Source organism: Streptomyces sp. NBC_00193 (assembly GCF_026342735.1).
Classification (GTDB): Bacteria; Actinomycetota; Actinomycetes; order Streptomycetales; family Streptomycetaceae; genus Streptomyces; species Streptomyces stoeckheimensis.
Genome location: NZ_JAPEMM010000002.1, coordinates 1,482,840 through 1,494,748, shown reverse-complemented (window position 1 = coordinate 1,494,748; position 11,909 = coordinate 1,482,840). Strand labels below are relative to the sequence as shown.

At 71.6% G+C, this 11,909-nt stretch carries 12 protein-coding genes; 6 read left to right on the top strand and 6 right to left on the bottom strand.

What is annotated here, in order from left to right; translation table 11 throughout:
* The first annotated feature begins 150 nt into the window (after nt 1-150).
* Complete coding sequence (locus tag OG898_RS34915; protein ID WP_266962741.1) at nt 151-762, top strand: cysteine hydrolase family protein; 612 nt, start codon at nt 151-153, stop codon at nt 760-762.
* A gap of 322 nt (nt 763-1,084) precedes the next feature.
* Here OG898_RS34915 and OG898_RS34910 read toward each other — a convergent pair whose 3' ends face one another.
* Nucleotides 1,085-2,233: a glycerate kinase gene (locus OG898_RS34910; protein WP_266962590.1), complete on the bottom strand. Its 1,149-nt coding sequence runs from the start codon at nt 2,231-2,233 to the stop codon at nt 1,085-1,087.
* Nucleotides 2,234-2,377: 144 nt separating this feature from the next.
* On the opposite strand from OG898_RS34910, the gene OG898_RS34905 reads away from it, so the two are divergent.
* The 5 genes from OG898_RS34905 to OG898_RS34885 all read left to right on the top strand — a co-directional run bounded on the left by OG898_RS34905 (nt 2,378) and on the right by OG898_RS34885 (nt 6,453).
* The gene (locus OG898_RS34905) at nt 2,378-4,144 is read left to right on the top strand and encodes a BCCT family transporter (protein ID WP_266962588.1); all 1,767 of its coding nucleotides are present in this window, start codon (nt 2,378-2,380) and stop codon (nt 4,142-4,144) included.
* Between the two features lie 37 nt (nt 4,145-4,181).
* Nucleotides 4,182-4,682: an NUDIX hydrolase gene (locus tag OG898_RS34900; RefSeq protein ID WP_266962586.1), complete on the top strand. Its 501-nt coding sequence runs from the start codon at nt 4,182-4,184 to the stop codon at nt 4,680-4,682.
* A gap of 52 nt (nt 4,683-4,734) precedes the next feature.
* Complete coding sequence (locus OG898_RS34895; protein ID WP_250740421.1) at nt 4,735-5,163, top strand: hypothetical protein; 429 nt, start codon at nt 4,735-4,737, stop codon at nt 5,161-5,163.
* 85 nt (nt 5,164-5,248) lie between these two features.
* Nucleotides 5,249-5,893: a CatB-related O-acetyltransferase gene (locus OG898_RS34890; protein ID WP_250740420.1), complete on the top strand. Its 645-nt coding sequence runs from the start codon at nt 5,249-5,251 to the stop codon at nt 5,891-5,893.
* A gap of 98 nt (nt 5,894-5,991) precedes the next feature.
* On the top strand, nt 5,992-6,453 hold the full coding sequence (locus OG898_RS34885) for a GNAT family N-acetyltransferase (RefSeq protein ID WP_250740419.1): 462 nt from the start codon (nt 5,992-5,994) through the stop codon (nt 6,451-6,453).
* On the opposite strand, the gene OG898_RS34880 is transcribed toward OG898_RS34885, so the two are convergent.
* The 5 genes from OG898_RS34880 to OG898_RS34860 form a co-directional block, all read right to left on the bottom strand.
* Entirely contained in the window at nt 6,450-6,953 is a 504-nt protein-coding gene (locus OG898_RS34880) for a methylated-DNA--[protein]-cysteine S-methyltransferase (protein WP_250740418.1), read from the bottom strand. The two genes, OG898_RS34885 and OG898_RS34880, sit on opposite strands and share 4 nt — an antisense overlap.
* Nucleotides 6,954-7,004: 51 nt before the next feature.
* Nucleotides 7,005-8,498, bottom strand: coding sequence for an AlkA N-terminal domain-containing protein (locus OG898_RS34875; protein ID WP_266962580.1), 1,494 nt, complete (start codon nt 8,496-8,498; stop codon nt 7,005-7,007).
* A gap of 511 nt (nt 8,499-9,009) precedes the next feature.
* A complete protein-coding gene (gene pssA, locus OG898_RS34870; protein ID WP_250740416.1) occupies nt 9,010-9,867 on the bottom strand; it encodes a CDP-diacylglycerol--serine O-phosphatidyltransferase in 858 nt (285 codons plus the stop codon).
* Nucleotides 9,860-10,516: a phosphatidylserine decarboxylase gene (locus OG898_RS34865; protein WP_250740415.1), complete on the bottom strand. Its 657-nt coding sequence runs from the start codon at nt 10,514-10,516 to the stop codon at nt 9,860-9,862. Before OG898_RS34865 ends, pssA begins: the two co-directional genes overlap by 8 nt.
* Before the next feature lie 185 nt (nt 10,517-10,701).
* Nucleotides 10,702-11,907, bottom strand: coding sequence for an acyl-CoA dehydrogenase family protein (locus tag OG898_RS34860; RefSeq protein WP_250740414.1), 1,206 nt, complete (start codon nt 11,905-11,907; stop codon nt 10,702-10,704).
* Nucleotides 11,908-11,909: the final 2 nt, after the last annotated feature.

Genomic DNA, 11,909 nt, shown 5'->3' with positions numbered 1-11,909 from the left:
GCCACCCTGGCAGGATCCCATCGGTTCGGGGGCCGGGTGGTACTGGTTCGAGGGGGAGGAGCCGCCCAGGATGAGGGCATGACGAACGAGAGCACGACCACGAAGACCCAGACGACCACGGCCCCGACCGAGGCCCAGGCCCCGGCCGCCATCGAGATCGCCGCGAACAGCGCCCTGCTGGTCATCGACGTCCAACAGGGCTTCGACGACGCCGACTTCTGGGGGCCGCGCAACAACCCGGCCGCCGAGGAGAACATCGCCGCGCTGATGGACGCCTGGCAGGAGACCGGCCGCCCCCTCGTTCTCGTGCAGCACGCTTCCCGCATGGCGGGCTCCGTCCTCGCTCCGGACGGGCCCGGGTACGCCTTCAAGGACTTCGTCGCCGAGCGGGCCGACCGGGCCGCGCTGCACGTCACCAAGTCCGTGAACTCCTCCTTCTACGGCACCCCGGACCTCGCCGACTGGCTCACCTCCCAGGGCGTCGGACAGCTCGTCATCACCGGGATCCAGACGAACATGTGCGTCGAGACCACGGCCCGGATGGCCGGGAACCTGGGCTACGAGGTCCTCGTGCCGCTCGATGCCACGCACACCTTCGACCTGGCCGCCGAACCCGGCCCGGACGCACTCCGGCTGACGGCCGACCAGCTCGCCACCGCCACCGCGGTCAACCTCCAGGGCGGCGGCTTCGCCCGGATCGTCACCACGGCGCAGCTCGTGACCGCGGCCCGCACCGCCGCGCCGACCCCCACCCGGGCCTGACCCGGTCGCGGGTGGGCCCTGCGGGGCGAAGTCCCCTACCCGCCCTTCCACCGTTCCCCGGGCGCTGCCCGGACCCGCGCCTCAAACGCCGGCGGGGCTGGAATTGCCCTGCGGGCAATCCAGCCCCGCCAGGCGACGATCCAGCCCCTCCGGCGTTTGAGGCGCGGGGTCCGGGGCGGAGCCCCGGGGAACGGGCGAAGGGCGGGTAGGGGACTCCCCCCACGGGGCCGCCCGGCCCCGCTCGGCCTGCCCGGCCCGGGGAACGCCGACGGCCCGGACCCCCCCGTCAGGGGATCCGGGCCGCCGGTGAGGGCGGACGGCGTCAGAGGACGTCGGCCGCGATGCTCTCCGCCACCCGCTCCAGCAGCGGCCCCGCGTTCGGGATGCTCACCGCCGGGTCCGGCTCGAGGTCCGTGAGCGGGTAGGCCCGCTGGATGCCGGCGGTCTGGAGGGCCTCCTGCGTCAGCAGCAGGCGGCCGCAGACCGCGACGACCGGCTTGCCCGCCGCGCGAGCCGCCGCCGCGACACCGGCCGGAGCCTTGCCGTGGAGGGTCTGCTCGTCCAGCGAACCCTCACCGGTGATGACCAGCGTGGCCCGCTCCAGCGCCGGCGCGAAGCCGAGCACCTCGAGCATCAGCTCGATGCCGGGACGGAACGAGGCACCGAGCAGCAGTGCCCCGTAGCCGATGCCGCCCGCTCCGCCCGCGCCGGGCGAAACCGCCGCCTCGGCGGCCAGGGAGCCGATCGACTTCTCCAGGACCACCGCGAAGTGCGCCAGCGCCGCGTCCAGCGTCGCGACGTCCTCGGGCGACGCCCCCTTCTGCGGGCCGTAGACCGCCGGGGCGCCCTTCGGACCCGTCAGAGGGTTGTCCACGTCGCTCGCCAGGACGAAGTCGACCTCCTTGATGCGGGGGTCGATGCCCGACAGGTCGGCCGAGGCCAGACCCGCCAGCGCGCCGCCGCCCGGACCGACCGGTTCACCGTTCGCATCCAGGAACACCGCGCCCAGCGCGGCCAGCATGCCCGCGCCGCCGTCGGTGGTGGCGCTGCCGCCCACACCGAAGACGATCGAGCGCGCTCCCGCGTCGAGTGCGGCCTTCAGCAGTTCGCCGGAGCCGTAGGTGGTCGCCGTCAGCGGGGCGAAGACACCCGCCGGCAGCAGCTGGAGCCCGGAGGCTTCCGCCATCTCGACCACCGCGGTGCCCTCGCGCAGGGCGAAAGCGGCCGTGACCTGGTCACCGAGCGGTCCGGTGACCCGTACCTCCCGGCGTTCGAACCCGGCCGCCACAGCGGCCGCGACCGTACCGTCGCCGCCGTCCGCGACGGGGAGGGTCTCGATCTCCACGCCCGGTACGGCCTTGCGAAGGCCGGCCGTCACCCGCTCCGCGACCTGAACGGCCGTGAGCGAGCCCTTGAATTTGTCCGCGGCGATGAGCACGCGCGCGGTCTCAGTTACTGCTCCGTCCGTCACCTTGCTAATCCCTTGCTATCGAACAGTGCAGTCGCGCCACCCCTGAGCCTATCCGGAGGATCCTCCTATGCCCATGCGTGGCCTGGGCCACACGCGGCGCGGCATACCCCTAAATAGGGATATACGCCTGCATAGTGTGGCCGCATGAGCACGGATTCACTGGAACAGCCACGTCCGGATTCCCCAGGTGGCGGGTCCGAAGGCCCCGTCGACGGCACCGGCGGGACCGGCGGCGCCGGCGGCACCGACGGCACTCCCGACCGCACCGTCGTCACCATCGGAGTGATCTCCGTCCTGGCGGTGGTCGCCTGGGCGGCGCTCGGGAAGAGCTCCTTCGACTCGGCGTCGAGCAGTGCGCTGGCCTGGGTGCTCGGCAACTTCGCGTGGCTCTTCGTGATCGCCGCCGATGTGTTCCTCGTCATGTGCGTCGTGCTCGCGATCAGCCGCTTCGGCCGGATCCGCCTCGGCAAGGACGACTCGGAGCCGGAGTTCACGAACCTCGCGTGGATCGCGATGATGTTCAGCGCGGGCATGGGGATCGGACTCATGTTCTACGGGGTGGGCGAGCCGCTCACCCATTACCTGAACCCGCCCCCGGCCTCCGGCGCGGCCCCCGGCACCGGCGACGCCGCCCGCGCCGCGCTCGACTACTCCTTCTTCCACTGGACGCTCACCCCCTGGGCGATCTACGGCATCGCCGGTCTCGCCCTCGCCTACGCGACCTTCCGCAAGGGCCGCGGCAACCGCCTCAGCTCCGCCTTCGTCCCCCTCATGGGCGAGGAGCGGGCCAACGGCTGGCCCGGCAAGGCCATCGACCTGCTCGCCGTCTTCGCGACCGTCTTCGGCACCGCCACCAGCCTCGGCCTCGGCGCCCTCCAGGTGTCCAAGGGCCTCAACATCACCACCGGGATCGAGGACTCGACCACGGTCGAGCTGATCATCATCGTCTCCCTCTCCGCCGCCTTCGTGCTCTCCGCCTTCTCCGGGCTGCACAAGGGCGTCAAATGGCTCAGCACGATCAACATCGTGCTCGCCGCGGCCCTGATGACCTTCGTCTTCGTCCTCGGCCCGACCGTCTACATCCTCGACGTGATCCCGGCGAGCATCGGCAGCTACCTGCACGAACTGCTCCCCATGGCCACCCGCACCGGCGCCTTCACCGACAGCGCGTGGCTCGGCGCGTGGACGATCTTCTACTGGGCGTGGTGGCTCTCCTGGGCGCCCTTCGTCGGCACCTTCATCGCCCGCATCTCGCGCGGCCGCACCATCCGCGAGTTCCTCGTCGGCGTGCTCCTGGTGCCCAGCGGCGCCACCGTCGTCTGGTTCTGCGTCATGGGCGGCACCGCGATCCGCCTCGACTCCACCGGAGTCGCCGACATGGCCGCCAAGGCCAAGGAGGGCACCGAGGCCTCGCTCTTCGCGATGCTCGACGCGCTCCCGCTCGGCACGGTCACCTCGTGGATCGCGATGCTCCTGGTGATGACGTACTTCGTCACCAGCGCCGACTCCGCCTCCCTCGTCATGGGCTCCCTCACCAGCCGCGGCTCCCTGAACCCGCCGACCTGGCTCGTGGTCACCTGGGGCGTGCTGATGGCCGCCGTGGCCGCCGTACTCCTCGTCGCGGGCGGCCTGAAGTCCCTGCAGACGGCCACCATCCTGGTCGCGCTGCCGTTCGTGGTCGTGATGCTGCTCCTGTGCTGGGCCCTGGTGAAGGAGCTGCGCGAGGACCCGGGCGCGGGCCCCGTCCGCCACCACGCCCTCCACGGACTCCGGGACGCGGTCAAGGCCATGGTCGGCGACGCCATCACCGAACGCGGCCCGGACCGCCACCCCCGTCTGCGCCGCGTGGCGGAGTCGAGGAACCGCGACCGGGAGGACGGGCCGCCGGGCGGCGGCACCGGGGAGGAGTGATCCCCGGCCATCCGGGGCGGCTGGGTAGGGTGGCGGCGTGACGACCACCGATGACTTTGCCACCTACATCGCGAGCCTGCCCCGGGTGCTGGCCGGAGCGGCCGCCCTCTTCCGGGACGCCGAGGACCGCGTGCTCCTCGTCGAGCCCAACTACCGGGAGGGCTGGGCGCTGCCGGGCGGCACCATCGAGTCGGACACGGGGGAGTCCCCGCGCACGGCCGCCCGCCGGGAGAGCGCCGAGGAGATCGGCATCGACCTGCCGCTCGGCCGGCTGCTCGCCGTCGACTGGTCGGTCGGCGAGGGCCGGCCCCCGCTCGTCGCGTACCTCTACGACGGCGGCGTGCTCGACGCCGAGCAGCTCGCCTCCATCAAGCTCCAGGAAGAGGAGCTGATCTCGTGGCGGCTGGTGGAGCAGGCCGAGCTGACGGACCATCTGCTCGGATCCCTGGGCCGGCGCACCGTGGAGGCGTGCCGGGTCCTGCGCACCGGTGAGGGCGCCGTCGAGCTGGAGAACGGCCGCAGGCCGCAGGCCTCGTAGCCCCGTCCGCTCGTTATTCCGTGCCTACACCGAGCAGGACAGAATTCAGCAAATGATCACGATGTACGCCTGGCCCAGCACCGCCGACGGGCCCGACGCCCTGCCCATGGTCCACTTCACCACCGACCAGCAGGAGAGCGGCGAGGTGACCCCCGACGGGGTGCCGGTCTGGATGTTCGACACCGCGATCCGCGACGGCGGTTGGGCCCAGTTCACCGACTTCGAGGCCTGGTCCGCGCCGGCCGAGGGCTGGCAGGCCTTCTACCGCCGCGAGGACGACGTCCTCGCCGTCACCGGCCCCGGCTCCTGCGAGGGCTGGTACCAGGGCGGCCTCGGCGCCGACTCCGACTGGGTGGGAGCGGCCGCCGCCCAGCAGAGCGTGGTCCTGCTCGCGGCCCCCGTCCAGCACCCGTCCCTGTACGCCTACGCGGTCGAGGCCGGCGCCGCCTTCGCGCTGCTGGTCCCGCTGGTGGTCATCTAGGGCGTGTCTTGCACCGCAGGCTGATCCGGCCTGATCCGGCCTCATCCGACCTGACCCGACCTGATCCGAAAGGCACGCCCTGGCCGTGAGCGCCCTTCCCGCGGACCCGACGGTGCTCCACCCGTTTCCCGGCCAGCCGCGCGTGGTGCTGCTGAAGCCGCTGGTCACCTCGCCGCTGATCGAGGTGGGGGAGTACTCCTACTACGACGACCCGGACGATCCCACCGCGTTCGAGACCCGCAACGTGCTCTACCACTACGGGCCGGAGAAGCTGGTCATCGGGAAGTTCTGCGCGCTGGGCACCGGGGTCCGGTTCCTCATGAACGGCGCCAACCACCGCATGGACGGCCCCTCCACCTTCCCCTTCCCCATCATGGGCGGGTCCTGGGCCGACCACTTCGACCTGCTCGCCGGCCTGCCCGGCCGGGGCGACACCGTCGTCGGCAACGACGTCTGGTTCGGCTACGGCGCGATGGTCATGCCCGGGGTGCGCATCGGGCACGGCGCGATCATCGCCGCCGGCGCCGTGGTCGTGGACGACGTCCCCGACTACGGGATCGCCGGCGGCAACCCGGCCACCCTCATCCGCACCCGCCACACCGGCGAGGAGATCGCCCGCCTCCTCGCCCTCGCCTGGTGGGACTGGCCGGTGGAGCACCTCACCCGGCACATCCGTACGGTCATGTCCGGCACCGTCGCCGACCTCGAAGCGGTCGCACCACCGGCCTGAGCCGGACCGCGGGCCGGGGCGGGGCGTGCCGCGAGAACGGATCGAGGAGCCGGGTATTCAGGTGCCGAGCGGCCGGGCCGGCTGACATACTCCGCGCCGTGACGACTGACCACGGCTCCGGCCCGACCCTGACCACCGGCGAGGGCGACACCGCGCTCGACGACCGGCTGACCGAGGAACTCACCGCCTTCAACGCGGCCGCCACCGGTGTGTCCGACCACGGCACGTTCTCGGTCAAAGTCACGGACGAAGCGGGCGAACTGATCGGCGGCCTCTCCGCGTCGACCTGGGGCGGCCTGTGCGGGATCGAGCTGCTGTGGGTCCGCGAGGACAGCCGCAAGGACGGCTGGGGCGGCAGGATCCTGCGGGCGGCGGAGACGGAGGCACGGCGACGCGGCTGCGATCGCGTGGCCGTCTCCTCGTACACCTTCCAGGCCCCGGGCTTCTACGAACGCCAGGGCTATGCCGAGGTCGCACGGATCCCGGGCGTCCAGGGAGAGCACGCGGACGTGCACCTGCTCAAGTCGCTGACCGGGCCGGACGCCCCGGAGACGACCTAGAGCTGCTCGGCCCCGGACTCGAAGGCCAGCAGGCGCACCTTGCGGTCGATGCCGCCGCCGTAGCCGGTCATGGAGCCGGACGCCCCGATCACGCGGTGGCACGGCACGATGATGCCGACCGGGTTCTTCCCGTTGGCCAGCCCCACCGCGCGCGAGGCGTTCGGCTTGCCGAGCTCGGCGGCCAGTTCCCCGTAGGACCAGGTCTGCCCGTAGGGGATCCGTACGAGCTGCTCCCACACGCTGCGCTGGAACTCGGTGCCCTCCAGCCGGACCGGCAGGTCGAACTCGGTGAGCTCTCCGGCGAAGTACGCGGTCAGCTGCCGCACCACCTCGGGGAAGGGGGCCTCACCGGCCGCGACGCGCTCCCCGAAGGCCTCCTCGGCCGGGCGGTGGCGCTGTCCGGTCATGTAGAGGCCGCAGAGGAACCCGTCGGCGGCGACGAGGGTGAGCGGCCCGTAGGGGCTGTCCACGACGGTGTGCTGCTTGGTACTGCTGCTCATGACGGCTCGTACTCCTCGGATGTCGGTGGGGTCGGGGTCAGACGGTCGGGGTCAGACGGGCAGGACGTTGATGGCGTGGTCCTCGGTGGCCCACAGGTACTGCACGGCGTAGGCGCGCCAGGGCCGCCAGTGCGCCGCGCGGGCCGTCAGCGCCGCGGGCGTGGAGGGCAGCCCGAGCCCCTTCGCCGCCCGGCGGATCCCCAGGTCGGCCGGAATGAAGGCGTCCGGGTCGCCCAGCGCCCGCATCGCGATGATCTCGGTGGTCCACGGCCCGAAACCGGGCAGCGCGCCCAGCCGGGCGCGGGCCGCCTCCCAGTCGCTGTCGATGCCGAGCGGGAGCGAGCCGTCGGCGAGGGCCGAGACGAGCGTGGTGAAGGTGGTCCGCCGGCTGCGCGGCAGGGCCAGGGACTCCGGGTCCAGCCCGGCCAGCGCCTGCGAGGTGGGGAACAGGTGGGTCAGCCCGCCCTCGGGGTCCGGATCGGTCACCGGCTCGCCGAGGGCGCGGACCAGGCGGGCCGCGTGCGTACGGGCCGCCGCGGTGGACACCTGCTGGCCGAGCACCGCCCGTACGGCGAACTCCTCCGCGTCGACGGTACGCGGCACCCGGCGGCCGGGAGCCTTGGCCACGAGCGGGGCCAGCAGCGGGTCGGCGCTCAGCTGCTCGTCCACGGCCTCGGGGTCCGCGTCGAGGTCCAGGAGCCGGCGGCAGCGGCTGATGGCGATGGTGAGGTCGCGCAGGTCGGTGAGGGCGAGCCGGCAGCCGATGTGGTCGGGCTGCGGGGTGAGGGCGACGACGCCGGTGCCGTACGGCAGCCGGAGCGTGCGGCGGTAGGCGCCCGCCCGCCACTCCTCGACCCCGGGGACGGCGGTCGCGGCGAGGTGGCCGAAGAGGTTGTCGGGGGTGAGCGGGGCACGGAAGGGCAGCCGCAGGCTGATGGTGCCCGGCACCTGGCCGGGTCCGGCACCCGGGGCGGCCCCCCGGCCGGCCGCCCGCGCCCGGAGCTCGCTCGGGGCCAGGGCGAAGACCTCGCGGACGGTGTCGTTGAAGGTCCGGATCGAGGAGAACCCGGCGGCGAAGGCGATGTCGCCCATCGGGAGCCCGGAGGTTTCGATCAGCAGCCGGGCGGTCTGTGCGCGCTGGGCCCTGGCCAGGGCGAGCGGCCCCGCGCCGAGCTCGGCGCCCAGCTGGCGCTCCACCTGGCGGGCGGAGTACCCCAGGCGGGCGGCCAGCCCCGGGACGCCCTCGCGGTCGACCACCCCGTCCTGGATGAGGCGCATGGCGCGGGCGACGGCGTCGGCGCGGGCGTTCCACTCGGGGGAGCCGGGGGAGGTGTCGGGCCGGCACCGCTTGCAGGCCCGGTAGCCGTTCTGCTGGCAGGCGGCGGCGCTGGGCAGGAAGGTCATGTTCTCGACCTTCGGCGGTACGGCGGGGCAGCTGGGGCGGCAGTAGATGCCGGTGGTCCTCACGGCGGTGAAGAACCAGCCGTCGAACCGTGCGTCCTTCGACTGGACGGCCCGTACGCAACGCTCCGTATCGGTGTGCATGGCTCCCATCCTCCCGGCCGGCCGGGCCCCGGGCTGGCGGTTTTCCGACACCAAGCGTACGGGGCCACCCCCGGCCGCATACGGGCCGCGGCTGCGGGTGTGCCGCTGCGCGGGGCGAAGTCCCCTACCCGCCCTTCCACCGTTCCCCGGGCGCTGCCCGGACCCCGGTCCTCAAGCGCCGGACGGGCTGAGGGGGTCCCGGGCTGCGCCCGGACCCCCTGGGGCTCCGCCCCAGACCCCGCGCCTCAAACGCCGGCGGGGCTGGAATTGCCCTGCGGGCAATCCAGCCCCGGCGAAAATCCAGCCCCTCCGGCGTTTGAGGAGCGGGGGTCCGGGGGCTGGCCCCCGGGAACGGCGCCGCACGCGGCAACGGGTCCGGGCGGAGCCCGGGGAACGGTGGAAGGGCGGGTAGGGGACCTTGGCCACGCAGCGGTGTGGGGCGGCCCGGGATGCGGAAGGGCCCCCGCTGCCTGGTGGCGGGCGGGGGCCCTTGCGTACGCGTACAGCCAGGTTACGGGGCCTGGGTGGCCCTTGCCTCGCGACGGTTGTGGCGGAACGTGTTCGCGCGACGGGTCGTCGCGAACAGCGGAATGGTCGCCGCCAGAGCGATCTGCAGCGCGCAGCCGGTCTGGAGCAGCAGCCCGCCGCCCGGCGCGTCGAACGCCCACGCGGCCAGCAGACCCATCGCCGCGACGATCCAGCTGAGCATCGCCACCGCGAGGACACCCCGCGGCTTGGGGTACTCGACCCGGCTCACCATCAGCCAGGCCACGCCGACGATCGCCAGCAGGGTCGGGATGAACGGCAGCTCCAGCAGCACGATCGAGACGACCGTCAGCGCACCGAAGGGGCTCGGCATGCCCTGGAACATGCCGTCCTTCATCGCCACGCAGCTGAATCTCGCGAGGCGCAGGACGACGGCCAGCAGGACGACGATCGCCGCCAGCGCCGACATCTTCTGCACCGCGTCGTCGGCGACCATGCCGTAGACGAGGACGAAGTACGCCGGAGCCAGCCCGAAGCTGATCAGGTCGGACAGGTTGTCCAGCTCCGCACCCATCGGCGAGCTGCGCAGCTTGCGGGCCACGATGCCGTCGAAGAGGTCGAAGACCGCGGCGAGCAGCATCAGTATCACGGCCGTGGCCGCGCTGCTGCGGGCCATGCCCGACTCGCCGCTGCCGGTGAGGTGCGGGATGAGGATCCCGGTGGTGGTGAAGTACACCGCCATGAATCCGCACGTCGCGTTGCCGAGGGTGAGGGTGTCCGCTATCGACAGCCGCAGTGACAGCGGCATGTCGTCCTCGGTGGACTCCTCCTCGGACGACGCCTCGGGCACCCAGCCCGCAGCCGGGGTTTCAGGTTCAGTCACGGTCAATTCGGGTCACCCCCGCGGTGGTGGCCTGTCCGACCTCGACCGCGACCTCGACGCCCTCGGGGAGGTAGATGTCGACGCGGGAGCCGAAGCGGATCAGACCGATGCGTTCGCCCTGCTCCACCTTGGTGCCGGCCGGCAGGTACGGGACGATGCGACGGGCGACGGCGCCGGCGATCTGCACCATCTCGATGTCGCCGAGCTCGGTGTCGAAGTGCCAGACGACGCGCTCGTTGTTTTCGCTCTCCTTGTTGAACGCCGGAACGAATCCACCGGGGATGTGCTCCACGGACGTCACCGTGCCCGCGAGGGGCGCGCGGTTGACGTGGACGTTCAGGGGGCTCATGAAGATCGCGACGCGGGTGCGCCCGTCCTTCCACGGCATGATGCTCTGCACCACACCGTCGGCGGGCGAAATGACCCGGCCCTGCGTGATCTCGCGCTCGGGGTCGCGGAAGAACCACAGCATGCCCGCCGCGAGCGCGGTGGTGGGCACGGCCACTGCCGCCCAGCGCCCGGACTTGCGGGCCCGGGTGAGGCTGAGGGCGGCGGTGGCGACGGTCGGCAGAAGCCACGGCGATGCTCCGCGCGCGAGGCGTCCACCGAGGAGGCCGACGCGAGGTGCAGAGGTTTGGCTGTGGGGCATGGATGACCTTCGTAGCGGGTGATGCCGCGCCGCAAACGGGGGGACGGGACGGCGGCTTTACTGGAATGCTATCGGTTGCGCGCAACAACTGGGCAAGCCAGAAGCCGAGTCGATGGCCGTGAGCCAGTGACTGCTAGTGACTCTTTTGCGGAAAACCACTGGATGATTTACCGCAAAAGGGACTTTCAGCCCTGGAGTCGGTACTCCTCGAGCAGGCGTCGCCCGATGATCATTTTCTGGATCTCGGCGGTACCTTCACCGATGAGCAGCATGGGTGCCTCTCGGTAGAGACGCTCGATCTCGTACTCCTTCGAGAAGCCGTAGCCGCCGTGGATACGGAACGCGTCCTCCACCACCTCCTTGCAGTACTCGGAGGCGAGGTACTTCGCCATCCCTGCTTCGAGGTCGTTTCGTTCCCCGGAGTCCTTTTTGCGTGCTGCATTGACCATCATCGCATGGGCGGCTTCGACCTTGGTAGCCATCTCGGCCAGCTTGAACTGGATCGCCTGGTGCTCGGCGATGGCCTTGCCGAAAGTGTGACGTTGCTGGGCATACGAGACACCCAGTTCGAACGCACGCTGTGCGACGCCGCAACCACGGGCCGCCACGTTGACGCGGCCGACCTCGACCCCGTCCATCATTTGGTAAAACCCTCGGCCGGTCTCCCCGCCCAGGACCCGATTGGCCGGAATGCGCAGTCCGTCCATGATGAGCTCGGTGGTGTCGACCCCCTTGTAGCCCATCTTGTCGATCTTGCCCGGGATGGTCAGACCGGGACGCACCTCGCCGAAGCCGGCCTCCTTCTCGATCAAGAAGGTCGTCATCGACTTGTGGGGCGCGGTGCCCTCCGGGTGTCCTTCGTCACTGCGGACGAGGACGGCCACGAGCGTGGACGTGCCGCCGTTCGTCAGCCACATCTTCTGGCCGTTCAGGACGTACTCGTCGCCGTCCTGCACCGCCTTGGAGGTGATGGCCGACACATCGGAGCCGAGCCCCGGCTCGGACATCGAGAACGCGCCGCGCACCTCGCCCAGCGCCATCCGCGGAAGGAAGTACTCCTTCTGCTCCTGGGTGCCGTGCTGCTTGAGCATGTACGCCACGATGAAGTGCGTGTTGATGATGCCCGAGACGGACATCCAGCCGCGCGCGATCTCCTCGACGCACAGAGCGTAGGTGAGCAGCGACTCACCCAGGCCGCCGTACTCCTCCGGGATCATCAGGCCGAAGAGGCCGAGTTCCTTGAGGCCGTCGACGATCTGCTGCGGGTACTCGTCCCGGTGCTCCAGCTCGGTCGCGACCGGGATGATCTCCTTGTCGACGAACTCCCGGACGGTCTTGAGGATGTCCCTCTGGTCGTCCGTCAGGCCGGCGGTCTGGGCAAGTCGGCTCATGG